This window comes from Brachybacterium sp. P6-10-X1 (genome assembly GCF_001969445.1).
In the GTDB taxonomy this organism is placed as follows: domain Bacteria; phylum Actinomycetota; class Actinomycetes; order Actinomycetales; family Dermabacteraceae; genus Brachybacterium.
In genome coordinates, this window is sequence record NZ_CP017297.1 from 3,942,168 (window position 1) to 3,957,720 (window position 15,553).

Annotated in this window: 15 protein-coding genes and 1 tRNA gene; 11 read left to right on the forward strand and 5 right to left on the reverse strand. The window is 71.8% G+C overall.

Features of this window, described 5'->3' with window-relative positions; genetic code table 11:
• Nucleotides 1-92: 92 nt before the first annotated feature.
• From erm to BH708_RS17555, 3 genes are all read left to right on the forward strand, one after another.
• Nucleotides 93-890 (forward strand): 23S ribosomal RNA methyltransferase Erm, encoded by a 798-nt coding sequence (gene erm, locus BH708_RS17545; protein WP_076810270.1) that lies wholly within the window; start codon nt 93-95, stop codon nt 888-890.
• Between the two features lie 69 nt (nt 891-959).
• Nucleotides 960-2,471 (forward strand): lipase maturation factor family protein, encoded by a 1,512-nt coding sequence (locus tag BH708_RS17550; protein WP_076811554.1) that lies wholly within the window; start codon nt 960-962, stop codon nt 2,469-2,471.
• Nucleotides 2,472-2,511: 40 nt separating this feature from the next.
• Nucleotides 2,512-3,129, forward strand: coding sequence for a biotin transporter BioY (locus BH708_RS17555; protein ID WP_076810271.1), 618 nt, complete (start codon nt 2,512-2,514; stop codon nt 3,127-3,129).
• Nucleotides 3,130-3,607: 478 nt separating this feature from the next.
• Here BH708_RS17555 and BH708_RS17560 read toward each other — a convergent pair whose 3' ends face one another.
• Nucleotides 3,608-4,624 carry a YdcF family protein gene (locus tag BH708_RS17560; RefSeq protein ID WP_076810272.1) on the reverse strand — a complete coding sequence of 339 codons (1,017 nt, stop codon included), beginning with the start codon at nt 4,622-4,624 and terminating at the stop codon, nt 3,608-3,610.
• Nucleotides 4,625-4,775: 151 nt separating this feature from the next.
• Between BH708_RS17560 and BH708_RS17565 the strand changes: the two genes are divergently transcribed.
• Nucleotides 4,776-4,961 (forward strand): VOC family protein, encoded by a 186-nt coding sequence (locus tag BH708_RS17565; RefSeq protein WP_076810273.1) that lies wholly within the window; start codon nt 4,776-4,778, stop codon nt 4,959-4,961.
• Between the two features lie 3 nt (nt 4,962-4,964).
• Here BH708_RS17565 and BH708_RS17570 read toward each other — a convergent pair whose 3' ends face one another.
• The 3 genes from BH708_RS17570 to BH708_RS17580 form a co-directional block, all read right to left on the reverse strand.
• Nucleotides 4,965-6,023, reverse strand: coding sequence for a YdcF family protein (locus tag BH708_RS17570; protein ID WP_083713765.1), 1,059 nt, complete (start codon nt 6,021-6,023; stop codon nt 4,965-4,967).
• A 41-nt stretch (nt 6,024-6,064) separates the two neighbouring features.
• Nucleotides 6,065-7,501, reverse strand: a complete 1,437-nt coding sequence (locus tag BH708_RS17575) for a tagaturonate epimerase family protein (RefSeq protein ID WP_076811556.1) — start codon at nt 7,499-7,501, stop codon at nt 6,065-6,067.
• A 77-nt stretch (nt 7,502-7,578) separates the two neighbouring features.
• Nucleotides 7,579-8,631 carry a zinc-binding alcohol dehydrogenase family protein gene (locus BH708_RS17580; protein ID WP_076810275.1) on the reverse strand — a complete coding sequence of 351 codons (1,053 nt, stop codon included), beginning with the start codon at nt 8,629-8,631 and terminating at the stop codon, nt 7,579-7,581.
• A gap of 228 nt (nt 8,632-8,859) precedes the next feature.
• Between BH708_RS17580 and BH708_RS17585 the strand changes: the two genes are divergently transcribed.
• The 6 genes from BH708_RS17585 (at nt 8,860) to BH708_RS17605 (ending at nt 13,329) form a co-directional block, all read left to right on the forward strand.
• On the forward strand, nt 8,860-9,897 hold the full coding sequence (locus BH708_RS17585) for a LacI family DNA-binding transcriptional regulator (RefSeq protein ID WP_076810276.1): 1,038 nt from the start codon (nt 8,860-8,862) through the stop codon (nt 9,895-9,897).
• A gap of 10 nt (nt 9,898-9,907) precedes the next feature.
• Nucleotides 9,908-10,360, forward strand: coding sequence for a helix-hairpin-helix domain-containing protein (locus BH708_RS17590; protein WP_253705385.1), 453 nt, complete (start codon nt 9,908-9,910; stop codon nt 10,358-10,360).
• Nucleotides 10,314-10,577: a DUF1801 domain-containing protein gene (locus tag BH708_RS20455; RefSeq protein WP_253705386.1), complete on the forward strand. Its 264-nt coding sequence runs from the start codon at nt 10,314-10,316 to the stop codon at nt 10,575-10,577. Before BH708_RS17590 ends, BH708_RS20455 begins: the two co-directional genes overlap by 47 nt.
• A gap of 244 nt (nt 10,578-10,821) precedes the next feature.
• Nucleotides 10,822-12,576, forward strand: a complete 1,755-nt coding sequence (locus BH708_RS17595; RefSeq protein WP_076810277.1) for a TrkA family potassium uptake protein — start codon at nt 10,822-10,824, stop codon at nt 12,574-12,576.
• Nucleotides 12,577-12,615: 39 nt separating this feature from the next.
• Nucleotides 12,616-13,089, forward strand: a complete 474-nt coding sequence (locus BH708_RS17600) for a peroxiredoxin (RefSeq protein WP_076810278.1) — start codon at nt 12,616-12,618, stop codon at nt 13,087-13,089.
• A gap of 151 nt (nt 13,090-13,240) precedes the next feature.
• Nucleotides 13,241-13,329, forward strand: a tRNA-Ser gene (locus tag BH708_RS17605).
• Between the two features lie 114 nt (nt 13,330-13,443).
• Here the strand turns inward: BH708_RS17605 and BH708_RS17610 are convergent.
• On the reverse strand, nt 13,444-14,253 hold the full coding sequence (locus tag BH708_RS17610) for a GntR family transcriptional regulator (RefSeq protein ID WP_076810279.1): 810 nt from the start codon (nt 14,251-14,253) through the stop codon (nt 13,444-13,446).
• A 293-nt stretch (nt 14,254-14,546) separates the two neighbouring features.
• Between BH708_RS17610 and BH708_RS17615 the strand changes: the two genes are divergently transcribed.
• Entirely contained in the window at nt 14,547-15,479 is a 933-nt protein-coding gene (locus BH708_RS17615) for a transporter substrate-binding domain-containing protein (protein ID WP_076810280.1), read from the forward strand.
• Nucleotides 15,480-15,553: the final 74 nt, after the last annotated feature.

Consider the following 15,553-nt stretch of genomic DNA (forward strand, 5'->3'; position numbering starts at 1 on the left):
CCCGATCATCCCCTGACGACTCCGCGCCGACCCGGTCCACCGCCGGGCGGCGTCTCATGCTGCCCGGCTCCCGTCGCATCGCGAGGAGTCCCATGTCCCGTCCGTCCCTCCACCATCCCGGAGCCCATGAACTGGGCCAGAACTTCCTGCGTGACCGAGGCACCATCTGTCGCATCGTCGACCTCGTCGCCCGCACCGACGGCGACCTCGTCGAATGGGGAGCCGGCGACGGCGCGCTGACCCTGCCGCTGTCGCGGCTGGACCGCCCCCTCGAGGCCGTCGAGATCGACCCGCGCGCCGTCGACGCCCTGTCCCGCCGCGTCCCGCCGCACGTCACCGTCCGCTGCGGAGACATCCTGCGGCACGCTCCGCCGGCCGGTTCCACGGTGGTCAGCAATCTCCCGTACCACCTCACCACCCCCGCGCTGCGGCATCTGCTGAGCGCGGAGGGATGGACCCGCGCCGTCCTCGTCACCCAGTGGGAGGTCGCCCGGAAGCGGGCCGGGGTCGGGGGCGCCACCATGATGACCGCCCAGTGGTGGCCGTGGGTCGAGGTCGCCCTCGACCGGCGGATCCCCGCCTCCGCCTTCCGGCCGCGACCGAGCGTCGACTCCGGCCTGCTGATCCTCCAGAGGCGTCGGCAGCCGCATCTTGATCGCCGTGACCGACACGCCTACCAGCAGTTCATCCGCCGCGTCTTCACCGGTCCCGGTCGCGGTCTCGAGCAGGTGCTGCGACGCGGAGGAGGGATGACTGCCCGGGCGGCCCGGCGCTTCGGCGACCGGCACGGCTACTCTCCCCGCGCGCTGCCGCGGGACGTCGACCCTGCGCACTGGCCCGGCGCCTTCGTGCTCTCGCTCGGTGCGCGGCACCGGACGCCCAGGGCGTGACAGGCCGGCTCCGTCGGCGGATGATCGGAGGGCAGGATCGATCGACGGAGGTGGACCGCCGTGGAGTGGATGAACGGGCTGGCACTGTTGAACGCGCAGGACTACACGATCGCGCGCGAGATCATCCAGCGCGGGGTCGCCGTCGTGTTCGTGCTCGCCTTCGCCTCCACGTACCGCCAGTTCCCGGTGCTGCTGGGGGAGCGGGGGCTGCTGCCCACCCCCGACCACCTCGCACGCTCGCTCGGCCGCGGCGGACCGAGCCTGTTCCCCTGGCGACGCCTCGGCTACAGCGACGCCCTGCTGCGGGGGATGTGCGCGACCGGGATGGCGCTCGGGGCGTCGGTCGTGGTCGGGCTGCCGCAGCAGGGGCCGGGGTGGACGACGATCCCCGTGTTCCTGGCGATGTGGGGGATCTACCTGTCGATCCACTCCGTCGGCCGGATCTTCTACGGCTACGGCTGGGAGTCGATGCTGCTGGAATGCGGGTTCGTCGTCGGCTTCCTCGGCTCCCACCAGGTCGCCCCGCCGCTGCTGATCCTGTGGTTCCTGCGCTGGATGCTGCTGCGCCTCGAGTTCGGCGCCGGGATGATCAAGATGCGTGGCGACCCCTCCTGGCGGGACCTGACCGCGATGGACCACCACCACGAGACCCAGCCGATGCCGGGTCCCCTCAGCCGCCTCGCGCACCTGCGGCCGCGCTGGTGGCACCGGATGGAGGTGCTCGGCAGCCACGTGGTCCAGCTGGGGGCGATCTGGCTGGTGCTGCTGCCCCAGCCGATCGCCTCGATCGGGGCGTCGCTGGTGATCCTCACCCAGCTGTTCCTCGTGGTCACCGGCAACTACGCCTGGTTGAACTGGCTGACGATCCTGGTCGCCACCGCGGCGATCAGCGACCCCTTCTGGCGATGGCTGGGCGGCGGCCCGTTCCCGGGCTGGGGCTGGCAGGACGTCACGGCATCGGCGGCGGTGGACGGGGCGGCGGGGTCCCCGCTGTGGTGGCATCTGCTGATCTTCGCCGTCGTCGCGTTCCTCGCCGTGCTGAGCTGGAAGCCGCTCGTGAACCTGTTCTCCTCGCACCAGCTGATGAACGCGAGCTTCAACCGATTCCATCTGGTCAACGCCTACGGCGCATTCGGGTCCATGACCGCCCAGCGCTTCGAGGTGGTCATCGAAGGCACCCAGGACCCGGACCCTCCTGCGGCCGACGAGGAGGCGTGGCACGCCTACGAGTTCCCGGGCAAGCCCGGCGACGTGCGCCGTCGCTCGGGCCAGTTCGCGCCGTACCACCTGCGGCTGGACTGGCAGATGTGGTTCCTCGCCCTGCGGCCCGGTGCCCAGGACTGGTTCGTGGCGCTGCTGGAGAAGCTCTGGGACGGCGACCCGGGGGTCCGACGCCTGCTGCGCAGCGACCCCTTCGACGGAGCCCCGCCGACGGGTCTGCGGGTGAGGTACTTCCGCTACCGCTACGCGACCGCGGCCGAGCGGCGCGAGAGCGGCCAGTGGTGGATGCGCACCGATCTCGGCGTCATCGCCCGGATGGACCCCGAGCCGGACGGAGGGACGGGCCCGAGTCGCGACTGATCTAGGCTGGTGCCTCCCGCCCTGATCCTCGAGGAGTCCCATGTCCGCGATCGCCGTCCCGGCCCGCCGTCCCGTCCTGGCCGATGCCCTGGCCCCGCACCGCAGCCGCGTCCAGGACGCCGCTCTGGTGCTGACCGGCACCGCCGTCGTCGCCCTCCTGGCACAGGTCACCATCCCGCTGCCGCTGGTGCCGATCACCGGCCAGACCCTCGGCGTGATCCTGGTCGGCGCCGCCCTCGGCTCCCGCCGCGGCGCTGCCGCGCTGGCCACCTACCTGCTCGTGGGTCTCGCCGGCGCCCCGGTCTTCGCCGAGTTCACCGGGGGACCGGCCGCCGTGCTGACCCCGAGCTTCGGCTTCGTCCTCGGGTTCATCCCCGCCGCCTTCGTGGCCGGCTGGTTCGCCGAGCGCGCCTGGGACCGCCGCCCGGTCCTGGCGATGGTGGGCTTCGTCGCCGCGAGCGCCGTGCCGTTCCTGGTGGGCGTGCCGTACCTGGGCCTGATCGCGAGCGCCGTCCTGGGCGCCGACCTGGGCATCGGCGGCGTGCTCGCCGCCGGACTGTGGCCCTTCATCCCCGGCGGCCTGGTCAAGGCCGCGATCGCCGCGGTGCTGATCCCCGCGGCCTGGCGCGGCGTGCGCCGCCTCGACGAGCGCGGCTGAGCGGGCGATTCGGCGCGTGGCCGGGCGCTCGGCCTCCTGAGACCTGCCGCGCGTTGGGTGTCCTGCGGTGCGTCGGGTGAGCCCGCGGTGCGCCGGGTGAGATGCCGCGCGCCGGGTGGCCTGCGACGCGCCGGCTGCCCTGCGACGCGCCGCGCGTCGGTCGTCGAGTCCACCTATACGTTTCGTTCGTGGGTCGGATCGGTGGTCTCGGCGTTGCCGATGCGGCGTGTCGGGTGACCCTGCGGTGCGCCGGGTGACCTGCGACGAGCCGGGTGATCTGCCGCGCCCCGGGTGATCTGCCGCGCGCCGGGTGCCCTGCGACGCGCCGCATGTCGGTCGTCGAGTCCACCGATACGTTTCGTTCGTGGGTCGGATCGGTGGGCTCGGCGTCGCCGATGCGGCGTGGTGGTGACGTGGTGGGTCAGCAATGCAGTGCGGTGGTGACGTGGTGGGTCAGCGATGCGGCGGGTCGCGGCGCTCAGGCCGCCAGGAACAGCGCACGGACCACGAGCGCGACGAAGGCCAGCGACGGCAGGAACAGCACGGTGATCCATACCTTGTGGTACGACATCACGGCGAGGAACTCGCGCAGGGTGGCGCTGGGGACGTAGTAGAACGTGGTCGGGCCGCCGATCGCCTCGTCCGCATAGCCCAGGCCGCGTGCCAGCAGCGCAGCGCGGAAGGCGTGGTATCGGCTGGTCGAGACGATGTAGGGGCCCTGGTGGCCCGCCTCGTCGAGCAGGCGGTGCGAGAAGGTCAGGTTCTCCGACGTGGTGGCCGAAGCTGTCTCGGCGAGGACCCGATCGGCGGGCACTCCGGCCACCTCGATCAGGTACTCGGCCATCGCCGCACCCTCCGCGCGGGCCTCGTCCTCGCCCTGACCGCCCGAGGGCACCAGCACCGGATCGATGCCCTCGCCCAGCAGGCGCTCGCGCTCGGACACCGCACGGTCCAGCCGGCCCCGCAGGAGCTTCGTGACCCGGCCGTCGATCAGGCCCGACCCGTGCACGATGATCCCGGTGGTCGTCAATGGCTTCGGGAACAGCTGGTACGGGATCGAGGCGCCCAGGAACACCAGGAACGCGATCCCGAGGTGGAGGGCGAGAAGGGTCAGCAGGGCACCTGCTCCGACGCCGAGCGGGGTCAGCGTCAGCACCAGCGCGACCGCGGCCACCGGAGCGCCCAGCAGTGCGAGGCCGGCGAGCCCGGAGAGCAGATTCCCCAGGGAACGCCCCTCCTTGCGAACCATCGTCAGGCCGTTGGTGACCAGGAAGATCCCCAGAGCGACGATGCCGAACAGGGCGACGCCTGCGGCCACGAGCACCAGGACGTCCCCGAGCGGCAGGGTGGTGGAGATCAGCTGCGCGAGAGTCGAGACGCTCGAGTACAGCGCGATCAGCAGCAGCACGCCATTGCGCACCCGACGCCGGTCCCGTCGGAGGACCAACAGGTACACCGCCCACCAGAAGGCCGTCCCGACCACCGCACCCAGCATCCACCGCTCCTTCTCGAAAGCTGACCTGCCCATCCTGACACCGCACTGGTCCGATGCGGGGAACGCCGGCGCCCTTGATACCCGCGGCCGGCCCGACGCGGCGGAGCGCACTCCGCCTCGTCCGTCGGCCGGGGCCGGGAACATGCTCCGCATGGACCGGAGAATCAGCATCATCACCCTCGCCGTGCACGATCTCGCCGAGAGCCGCCGGTTCTCCCGGGACGGTCTCGGATGGAGCGCGGAGCTGGACGTCCCCTCCGACGGCTGCCGCTGCGAGATCGCGGTCGGCCCCGGCCCGATCGGAGAGCTGGTGCTCCCCGACGACGGGGGCTCGTGAGCCTCAGCTGCTCGGGACGACCTGGGCGACCAGCAGCGCGACGAGAGCCGCCGTCACGGGGACCAGCGCCGCGATCCAGCGCTTCCGGCGCCACAGGGTGATGACGAACTCGCGCAGCGTCGCGGTGGGCAGGTAGGACAGGGCTGTCGGACCACCGATCACCTGGTCGTCGAACCCGAGCCCGCGCGCCAGGAGCGCGGCGCGGAACGCGTGATACCGGCTGGTGGCGATGATGTAGGGGCCCTGGTGGCCGGCCCGGTCGAGGAGGGCGTGCGAGAGGACCAGGTTCTCCTCGGTGGTGCGGGCGGCCGTCTCGGTGCGGACACGACCGGCCGGCACCCCGGCCACCGCGACCAGATACGCGGCCATGGCGGTGGCCTCGGCGGGGTTCACCGCGTCACCCTTGCCGCCGGAGGGCACCAGCAGCGGATCGATCCCGAGGGTGAGGAGTCGCTCGCGCTCCGCGACGGCGCGATCGAGGCGACTGCGCAGCAGGGGAGGGATGCGGCCGTCGAACAGGACGGAGCCCAGGATGATGATCCCCGTGCTCTCCCGGGGCGAGGGGAGCACCTGGTAGGGGACCGTGGCGCCCAGGTACACGAGGAAGGCGAGTCCCAGGTGCGCGGCGATCACTCCGCCCGCGATCCCGATGCCGATCCCGAGCGGCGTCCCGGTGCCCACCAGGGCGAGGACGGCCCAGGGCGCGACCAGCAGCGCGATCCCGCCGAGCCCCGAGGAGAGCCGCCCGAGAGGGCCGCTCTCGAGCGGGGGGACCACCGCGGCGCCGACGACCACCGTGACGCCCAGGGTGAGCGCGCCGAGCAGGCCGAGGGCGCCTCCGGCCAGGAGCAGTGCCTCGCCGGCGGGGCGCTGCCCGCAGAGCAGGAGGGTGAGCAGCGCGATGCACGCGTGGACGGCCAGCAGCAGGACGAACCCCGTGCGCAGCCGGCGCCGATCCTGCCGGAACAGCAGCAGGTAGGCCGCCCACCACAGCACCACCGCGGCCATCACACCCAGCACACCCAGCACTGCGCTCCCCCTCCGACGGTCATCAGGGGACATCCTGGCACCCCGGGGGCGCAGGAGCCTGCACCCCCTGCGCGTCAGCTCCGGACGTCGGCCGCGGCGAACGGGGAGAGGTGGCGACCGATGTGGGCGGCGACCACGTCGGTGTGCTCGCCCTGGTGCGAGGCCACCACGTCGAGGAAGCGGTCGTGGATCGAGGCGCCGGCGGCATCGGTGCCGCTGAGCGAGTCGCCGTAGCCCACGTGCAGGATCTGGCGGGCGTCGGCCGATCGGATCAGATCCACCAGGTCCACGCCGGCCAACGAGGTGGGGGTGCGGTCCTCGTGGGCCGAGACCTGGTAGCTGGCGCGCGCCTTGACGTAGGAGGCGCGGGAGATGCCCCAGATCGCCCCGAACAGCTCCGGCTCGTGGGCGGCGACGATCTCGAGGCCGCACAGGTAGCTGGTTCCCGAGGTCTTCAGATGCACGTGCCCCTGCGTGGCCTGGACGCACAGAGGGTAGATGGAGTACTTGTCCGAGCCGGAATGCAGGGAGATCCGGTACCCGCCGAACTGCTCGGAGATCGCATGATGCGCCTCGAGGTTCGTGCGCAGCTCCTCGGCGTCCCCGAGGAAGTCCAGGCCCTTCTCGAAGCCGTCCACGTAGCGGGGGGCGAAGCTGAACCAGCTCGCCCCCAGGCGCGTGAGCTCGGAGGCGAGGTAGTAGTGCTCGAAGAAGGTGGTCTGCCAGGCCGTCTCGTCGACCGCGATCTCGATCTCCACCTCGTGCCGGGCGTGCTCGGTGACATGGCGGTACAGATCCATCGCTTCGACCACCGCGCGGCCGTACTTCACCGCGGCGGTCAGGACGTCGCGCTCGGTGACCTCGAACTGCGAGTGACCGACGTCCAGGGTCATCCCGGCGTAGCGCGTCGTGAGATCGGCGAGGGAGTCCTCGAGCTGGTCCCAGGGCAGCGCCTCGGCGTCGGCCCTCGTGATCCCGCCGGTCGTATCGGCGACCAGGTCCCCGGGATCGAGGGTGAACATCGTGAAGCCGGCCTCGAGGCCGCGGTCGATGCCCTCGGTGGTCTTGATGTGGTCGCAGTCGGCGCCGAAGCCCCCCTCCCACCCGGCCTCCACCAGCCCGAAGACGGCGTCGTCCAGGACCGTGCGGGCGCTGCGGCCCAGCCGGTCCATCTCGCGGATCGACTGCTGGGCGAGCACAGGCATCACACCGGTGCCCTCGGTGGCGAAGGCGCGGACCTGGCCGGGGGTGGCGAGCCCGGTGCGGTCGCCGGTGCCGACGGAGGTGCGGTGCCCGCTGATCAGCCGGGGACGCAGGACCTCGAAGGCGTCCTGCAGCGCCCGGGCGTTGGTGGTGGTCAGCGGACCGCTCAGCACGTGGCCGTCACCGCCCGCGGCGGCCTCGCCCTCGAATCCGGCCAGGGCGTCGGCCGAGGCGGCGGTCAGCTGCAGGGAGCGGGCGGGGCCGTCGTAGCGGATGCTCGCGGCCAGGGAGTCGGTGCGCAGGGTCATGGGGTTCTCCGATCGGAAGGGCGAGGGGTGGGAGGTGGAACGGGCGGTGCGGATCAACGGCGGATGCCGGGCGCGGATCACGGGCCGGGCGGGAACTCCAGGAGCACCTTGACGTCCGCGGTCGACCCGGCGGCCGCGGCCTGCAGCGCCCCGGTCGCGGCGGTGAACGGCACCACGCTCGTGCGCAGCGGGGAGACCTCGACCTCGCCGGTCTCCAGCAGCTCGATGAGGGTCGGGAAGACGCCACGGCTGTTGCGGGAGCCGACGACGGTGAGCTCCTTCTTGATCAGGACGGACTGGTTGAAGGTGACCTCGGCGGTGCCGTTGCCGATCAGGGCCAGGCTCGCGCCGACGGCCGCCGCCTCGATCGCATTGGTGAAGGAGACCGGCAGCCCCGTGGCCTCGCAGATCACGTCGAAGCCGTCGCCCTCGGTGGCCGTGCCCACCAGCTCCTGGATCGTGGTGGTGCTGAGATCGGCGATGCCGGCGGCGCCGAGGGAGGCGGCGAGCTCCAGGCGGCCCGGGACGATGTCGGCGATCCAGACCTCGGCGCCGTGGAGGCGGGCGGCCAGCAGGGTGAGCAGGCCGATCGCCCCGGCGCCGAGCACCAGCACCCGCTCGCCGGGGCCGACCGCGGCGCGACGCACGGCGTGATAGCCGATCGAGAAGGGTTCGACCAGGGCCAGATCCCGGGGGTCGATCCCGTCGGCGCGGTGGAGGCGGTCCAGCGGCATCGTCAGCAGCTCCTGGAAGGCCCCGTCGCGATGCACGCCCATGGTCTCGTTGTGCACGCAGGCGTTGACCAGGCCGCGGCGGCACGAGTAGCAGGTGCCGTCCTCGATGTACGGCACCCCGGTGACCAGGTCCCCGACCGCGAAGCCGGCGGTGTTCCCGGGGGCGTCACCCGACCCGTGGTCGCGGCCGCCCAGCTCCACGATCTCGGCGGAGAACTCGTGGCCGGGCACGCGGGGATAGGAGGCGAAGGGCTGGGTGCCGCGGAGGACCTGGACGTCCGAGCCGCAGATGCCCGCATAGCGGACGCGCAGCAGCGCCTCCCCGGCGGCGGGCCGGGGCGCGGGGACCTCGGCCAGCTCGGCCGATCCCGGCCTGGTCACCTGCAGTGCTCTCATGACGTCCTCCCTCCGCAGCAGTGCGCCTCCGGCAGCGCCCTCCCGGCTCGCGGCCCAGGAGCCGGCGGCGTGCCGCAACGACGTAAACGATTGCATAGGATTCGCCCTCAGGGAACCCCCTTTCCATACCGTAGGATATGGCCGGGATGTAAAAGTTGCAGTGCGCGCTCGGGGGAGTCGATCACGACCGGGCCGGGAACAGGCCCGGGGGAGGTGAGGAGCGAGTCGATGGCCATGACCCTGAAGGACGTCTCGGCCCGGGCGGGGGTCTCGGTCGCGACCGCCTCCCGCGCGTTCCAGCGACCCGAGCTGGTCGGCACCGCCACCCGGGACAAGGTCCTCGCCGCCGCCGAGGAGCTCGGGTACGCCCCCAACCGCAGTGCCCGTGCTCTGATCACCGGCCGTGCCGGGGTCTACGGCGTGATCGTGCCGGACCTGGAGAACCCCTTCTTCCCGGCCGTGCTCAAAGGGGCCCAGGCCCGTGCCCACCAGCTCGGCTCGCAGCTGCTGATCACCGATGCGGGCGAGGTCCCGGAGGGGGAGCTGCCTCTGGTGCACACCCTCGCCGCCCAGGTCGACGGCATCGTGCTGTGCTCGAGCCGGATGGACGAGGACTCGTTGCGCCAGGCGGCCACGATGACCCCTCTCAGTCTCGTCAACCGTGTCTCCCCGGCCCTGCCGGGAGTGTTCGCGGATCCCGCCGAAGGGATCCCGGCAGCGCTGCGGCACCTGCAGCGCATGGGCCACCGCCGCATCGGCTACGTCGGCGGACCCGGCACCAGCCGGTCCGATGCGGTGCGGCGCACCGTGATCGAGCGGGTCTGCACCGGAGCGGGCCTGGAATGGACCGACATCGGTTCCTTCCCACCGTCGGTCGACGGCGGACGACGCGGCGCCGAAAGCGTGCTGCTGACCGATGTCACCGCCGTTCTCGTCTACAACGACGTCATGGCGCTGGCCCTGATGGAGCGCCTGCGCAGCTTCGGCGTCGGCGTGCCCGGCGACATCAGCGTGGTGGGCTGGGACGACATCGAGTTCTCCGCCCTGGTCACCCCGGGCCTCAGCACCGTCCGCGTGCCCCGCTACGACATGGGCGTCGCGGCCATCGATCTGGTGCACGAACGCGGCGCGCCCCCGACGGGCGCGCCCGCGACGGACCTGGTCCTGACGGCTGCGGCCCCGCCCGGCGCCGGACGCGCCCGCATCGGCCTGCCCACCCAGTTCGTGCCTCGCGGATCGACCGCGAAGGTCGCGGCCTCCGAGTAGCCTGCCCACCATGAGCGACCTCAGCACGCCGATCGGCGAGATCCCCGGCGTCGGCCGACCGGCGGCGCGAGCCCTCGCGGGGCAGGGGCTGACCACCCTCGGCTCCCTCGCCGGGGCGGACTGGGGCCTGCTGGCCTCTCTGCACGGCGTCGGCCCCGCCGCCGGGCGTCGGCTGCAGGCGGCCCTCGCCGAGCACGGCGAGACCCTGGCGCACCCGCCCGCTCCGCAGGGCCGCTCGGCCACGGTCACCCGCGGGAACACGGGGAAGAACGCCGCGGACCTGAGGACCCACGCGACCGCGGTGGACCCGGCCGAGCACGTCGCGGGCCTCGGTGCCCGACGCGCCCGCGAGGGCCATGTCCTCCTGGAGCTGTTCGGTGAGGCCACCGGCGCACCGGCGACCATGTGGGCCCACCATGATCGGCTACGGACAGACCCACTACGTGTATGCGAGCGGCCGTGAGGGGGACACCTTCCACGTCGGCTTCAGCCCCCGGAAGGCGGACCTCGCCCTGTACGGGCTCGTGAACCTCCCGCGCACCGACGAGCTGCTGGGGCGGATGGGCAGGCATCGTCGCGGCGCCGGATGCGTGTGGGTGAAGAAGCTCGAGGACATCGACCTCGGCGTGCTGGCCGAGCTGGTCACCCACGCCTGGGAGACCGAGCCCGGCACCAGCTGAGAGCGCCCCGCAGGGCCCGTGCGCACCCGGGTCAGGACCACATGGTAGAAGGCGGCGACACGGCGTCGCATCGGGGACCCCGTGCCTCGCCCCGCTGGTGGTGCCGGGATGTGACGAGGCAGGCACAGTGGCCTCGCCCTCACCGGCGCGGGCCCGCTGGGCGCGGCCGACGGGACCGGCCTACGATGCCGCAGGCCCGCCGCGGACCTCACCACGAGGGGCGGGCGCCACGGAGAGGAGAGTCATGGAGCTGCCCGAGCGCAGACGTCGGCGCGCAGAGCACGTCCCGGCGGCGCGGCGGACGTCGCGGTCCGGGGTGCTGATCGTCGCGATCGGCGCCCTGATGGTGCTCGTCCACGCCGCCGGCTTCCTGGCCCTGATGACGCTCGAGGGACAGGACCATTCCCTCGTCACCGCGATCTACTGGGCGATCACCACCATGTCGACGCTCGGCTACGGCGACATCACCTTCGACAGCGACGTGGGTCGCCTGTTCTCCCTGTGGGTCCTGCTCAGCGGGGTCGTCTACATGCTGGTGCTGCTGCCCTTCTTCGTCATCCAGTACATCGTCACGCCCTGGCTGGACCGGCGTCGCACCACGCGCACCCCGCGCAAGGTCCCCGCAGCCCTGCAGGACCACGTCCTGCTGGTGGGCTCCGACGCCGTCACCCAGGCCTTCGCCGCCCGCGCCGAACGCTCGCAGGTGCCCGCCGTCCTCGTCGTCGAGGACCCGATCGAGGCCGGACGGATCCACGACCAGGGTCGGCAGGTCGTCGTCGGCCCGCTCGACTCGGCGATGACCTACCGCAGCGCCGGGGCGGAACGGGCCCGCCTGGTCGTCTCCACGCTCTCGGACACCGCCAACACCAACGTCGCGTTCACCGTCCGTCAGGTCTGCGGCGACGTCCCGGTCGCGGTCACCGCGAGCAAACCCGTCTCCGTCGACGTGCTCGGCCTGGCCGGCTCCGACCACGTGCTCGAACTCGGCGCGGTGCTGGGCCGGGAGATGGCCTCCCGCGTGCTCGGATCGACGGGACGGGTCCATCGCATCGGCAGTTTCGGCGACACCTTCATCGCGGAGGCCGCCGCGCGGGACACCGCCCTGGTGGGCATGACCCTGGGGGAGGCCACCGAGAGCCTCCGCTCCTGCGTGCGGATCCTCGCGATCATGCGCAAGGGGCGGCTGCGCCCGCTCAAGCCCGAGCTGCAGATCACGGCCACGACCGTGCTGATCCTCGCGGGGGAGCCGGACGAGCTCGCGGCCTATGACGCGCAGTTCCAGGTCCAGGAGCAGTCCGAGGACCCGGTGATCATCATCGGTGGGGGTCGGGTGGGACGCTCCGCATCGCGAGAGCTGACCGCGCAGGGGATCCCCAACACGATCGTCGAGCAGCTGCCGGGCCGGGTGGAGAACTCGTACTCGGCCCTCGAGGGGACCGCCTCCTACACGGTGGTCGACGGCGACGCCGCGGACCAGAGGGTCCTGCGGCGGGCGGGTCTCGACCGCGCGACCGCGGTGCTGGTGACGCCTCGGGACGACGACCTCAATGTGTATCTGACCCTGTTCTGTCGTCGTCTGCGCCCCGAGCTGCAGGTCGTCTCCCGCGCCACCTACGAGCGCAACGTCGCCACGCTGTACCGCGCGGGGGCGGACAGCGTGCTGTCCTACGCCACCATCGGCGCGACCGACCTGTGGAACCACGCCGGGCTCAGCCACCGTGTGCTGGTGGCCGAGGGCAACGAGCTGTTCCTGGCACCCCGGCCGTCCTCGCTGGTCCGGCGGTCCGTGCGCAATTCCGAGGTGCACCGTCGCACCGGCTGCCACATCGTCGCCGTCGCCGAGGAGGACGGCACCCTCCGCTACGACAGCGAGTCGATCCCCTCGTCGCCCGGCAAGCTGCTGCTGCTCGGCGACCGCCACGCCGAACGGCTCTTCCGCCAGACGTACTTCAAGCGCCGTCGGCCGCGGCCGACGGGCCCTGTCGGGTCGGCCCGATAAGGTGTGCGGAGCCGTCGCCCACCGTCCCCCAGGAGTGACATGACCGCCCCCGTGAAGCTCGCCGTCGGCGACCGCGCCCCCGAGTTCGATCTGCCCAGCGCCGGAGGCGGCCGGGTGAGCCTCGCGGAGCTGCGCGGGGCCCCGGCCCTGATCTGGTTCTACCCGGCGGCGAACACCTCGCTGTGCACGAAGCAGGCCTGCGACCTGCGCGACAACCATCAGCTGTTCACGGGTGCCGGATACCGCGTGGTGGGCATCTCCCCGGACCCGGTCACGGAGCTGGACCGCTTCGTCGCCGAGCAGGACCTGCCGTACACCCTGGCCGGCGACGAGACCCACCAGGTCATGGAGGCCTACGGGGCCTGGGGCGAGAAGAACATGTACGGCAGGACGGTCCAGGGCACGATCCGCTCGACGTTCGCCCTCGATGCCGAGGGCGTGCTGACCTTCGTGAAGTACCGCGTGGGCACCCCGAAGCACATCGCGCTGCTGCAGGAGAAGCTCGGGCTCTGATCCCTGACGCCGCAGGAGCGACCTCGGCGCAGGCCGGCCCGCTGTGCGGTGGCGGTCCACACATGTGACGTGATCTGCCTGCTCCCGCTTTGGCGCACCCCCCGTGCTCCCGTATGCTGTTCCGGCATGCCCTGCCGAGCGCACGGCATCAGGAGACGTGGCAGAGCGGCCGAATGCGCTCCCCTGCTAAGGGAGTAGGCGACCAACATCGCCTCGGAGGTTCAAATCCTCTCGTCTCCGCCCGACGGAGAAGGCCTCCGATCCGCGAGATGTTCGCGGGTCGGAGGCCTTCTCGCTGTCCATAGCCGACGAGCGCCGGCCCGAGCCGACGGGAGCGGCCCGGTGCGGCCCGGGTCAGCTCGTCGCGTCGCCCTCGCCCAGGGTCGGCCACTCCGGGGCGGTCGACTCCAGCAGGTCCGGATCGCGCACGACCTCGGTGTCCTCGACGGTCTCCTCGCCGGAGCGCAGGCGGCGCGCCAGCTCCTGCAGCGACTCGCGCAGCAGCGCGCGGGCCCGGGAGGCATCGCCGCGGGAGAGCGCCTCGACCAGATCCTCGAGCGTGGAGGTGATGTCGGCGCGCACGCCGAAGCCGAGAGGGTCGGAGAAGCTGCCCATCCGGGTGAGGATCACGATCGTGTTCATCGCGGTGACCAGGAAGCGGTTGCGGGAGAGCTCGGCCAGCTGCTGATGGAGGTCGAGGTCCGCGTTGCCGGCCTCGATGACCTCCTCGGCGGCCATCGAGGTGCGACTGCGCTCCAGGCACGCCCGCAGCGGGGCGAGCAGGATCTCGACCTTCTCGCCATGACCTGTGCTGCGCAGCCGCGCCACCCGCTCCGCGACGATCGTGGCGGCCTGCATCTCGATGCCCAGGCGATAGTCGATGAAGTCCGACATCGTCTCGGCGTCCATATGGGTGACGAAGAGCCCGCGACCGGGGATCTGGGTGAGCAGGCCGTCGCGCACCAGACGCTGGCAGGCCTCGCGCAGCGAGGAGCGGGAGATGCCCATCTGGCGGGACACCTGCACCTCGGGGACCGCGTCGCCCGGACGGAGGTCGCCGTAGTAGATGCCGTTGCGCAGCTCGAGCTCGGCCTGGTCGATGATCGAGGGCCGGCGCAGCGGCTGCATCATCGGCAGCTGCACCCGTTCATGGCGAGTCGTCATCGCCGTCCTCCTTGCTCGTGTGCGGCGCGCGCCGCGCGGCGACATCGTAGAACAGGGCGGGGGAGCGACGTCATCCCGCATCGACGCTCCTCGGTGGCCCCGTGCCCTGTGTCCTGCACGTCATGAGGTCACGATCCCATGACACGGGGTCACGACCGGATCACGAATCACGTCTGCATCCGTGGGAGAGATCGCTTGCCCGATAGCGTGGACGCTAATCCGATATCCAGACGTCTGATTGTCCGACAACCCGTAGGGTGGTCGCACGTCGAGAGCAAGTGAGAGGGACCACCATGCACAATCGCCGAACTTTCGTCCGCGGCAGCGGACTCGTCCTGTCGGCCGCCGCCCTGGGCGGTCTGGCCGCCTGCAGCCGGACCAGCGAGAGCACCGATGGCGGTGGCGGCGGTGGCGGCGCCAGCGACGGCGGCGGCGGGGGCGACCTGCTCTCCCAGCTGCAGGAGAAGGGGTCCATCACCGTCGGTTTCGCCGGCGAGGCGCCTTACAGCTTCGAGGAGGGGGGCGAGCTCAAGGGCGCGACCCTCGCGATGCACCGCGAGATCTTCGGGGAGCTGGGCATCGACACGGTCGAGGGCAAGCTCACCGACTGGAACTCGCTGATCCCGGGCCTGAACGCCGGCCAGTTCGACGCCGTCAGCGCCGGCATGTCGATTCTCCCGGACCGCTGCGCCCAGGCCGCCTTCAGCCACCCCGAGTTCCAGTACACGACCGCGCTCATGGTCCTCGAGGGCAACCCTGAAGGGCTGGAGGACATGCACTCCTTCGTCGACTCCGGTCTGACCGTCGCCACGATGTCCGGCGCGATCGAGTCCACCTATGCCGAGGATCTCGGCCTCGACAGCATCGAGGTCGGCGGACCGCAGGACGGCGTGGACGCGCTGAAGGCCGGCAACGCCGCGGCCTTCGCGCTCACCGCGATCTCGCTGAACTGGCTGGCCGACAACACCGTCGACGGCGTCGAGGTGACCGAGAGCTTCGTCGCGAACATCAACGACGTCAAGCAGTTCGGTGCCGGCGCGACCGTGTTCCGCAAGGACGACACCTCCCTGCTGGAGGCGTACAACGAGAAGCTCGACGAGATCATCGCCGATCCGGAGCGCTACCTCTCCATCGTCGGTGACTTCGGCTTCACCGAGCAGGAGCTGCCGCCCGAGGACATGACGACCGAGATCCTGTGCTCGGGCGATCTGTCCTCCCTGCAGTGAGCCCCTGCCCCAGCGATGAGCTCGATCCGGCGCGTCCCACCACGGGGCGCGCCGGGTCCGTGCTCGCCCAGGAG

Bases quoted from the DNA above. Each gene is read 5' to 3' on its own strand.
- erm (WP_076810270.1), top strand. From the start codon at position 93: ATGTCCCGTCCGTCCCTCCACCATCCCGGAGCCCATGAACTGGGCCAG.
- BH708_RS17550 (WP_076811554.1), top strand. From the start codon at position 960: ATGAACGGGCTGGCACTGTTGAACGCGCAGGACTACACGATCGCGCGC.
- BH708_RS17555 (WP_076810271.1), top strand. From the start codon at position 2,512: ATGTCCGCGATCGCCGTCCCGGCCCGCCGTCCCGTCCTGGCCGATGCC.
- BH708_RS17560 (WP_076810272.1), bottom strand. From the start codon at position 4,624: ATGCTGGGTGCGGTGGTCGGGACGGCCTTCTGGTGGGCGGTGTACCTG.
- BH708_RS17565 (WP_076810273.1), top strand. From the start codon at position 4,776: ATGGACCGGAGAATCAGCATCATCACCCTCGCCGTGCACGATCTCGCC.
- BH708_RS17570 (WP_083713765.1), bottom strand. From the start codon at position 6,023: ATGTCCCCTGATGACCGTCGGAGGGGGAGCGCAGTGCTGGGTGTGCTG.
- BH708_RS17575 (WP_076811556.1), bottom strand. From the start codon at position 7,501: ATGACCCTGCGCACCGACTCCCTGGCCGCGAGCATCCGCTACGACGGC.
- BH708_RS17580 (WP_076810275.1), bottom strand. From the start codon at position 8,631: ATGAGAGCACTGCAGGTGACCAGGCCGGGATCGGCCGAGCTGGCCGAG.
- BH708_RS17585 (WP_076810276.1), top strand. From the start codon at position 8,860: ATGGCCATGACCCTGAAGGACGTCTCGGCCCGGGCGGGGGTCTCGGTC.
- BH708_RS17590 (WP_253705385.1), top strand. From the start codon at position 9,908: ATGAGCGACCTCAGCACGCCGATCGGCGAGATCCCCGGCGTCGGCCGA.
- BH708_RS20455 (WP_253705386.1), top strand. From the start codon at position 10,314: ATGATCGGCTACGGACAGACCCACTACGTGTATGCGAGCGGCCGTGAG.
- BH708_RS17595 (WP_076810277.1), top strand. From the start codon at position 10,822: ATGGAGCTGCCCGAGCGCAGACGTCGGCGCGCAGAGCACGTCCCGGCG.
- BH708_RS17600 (WP_076810278.1), top strand. From the start codon at position 12,616: ATGACCGCCCCCGTGAAGCTCGCCGTCGGCGACCGCGCCCCCGAGTTC.
- BH708_RS17610 (WP_076810279.1), bottom strand. From the start codon at position 14,253: ATGACGACTCGCCATGAACGGGTGCAGCTGCCGATGATGCAGCCGCTG.
- BH708_RS17615 (WP_076810280.1), top strand. From the start codon at position 14,547: ATGCACAATCGCCGAACTTTCGTCCGCGGCAGCGGACTCGTCCTGTCG.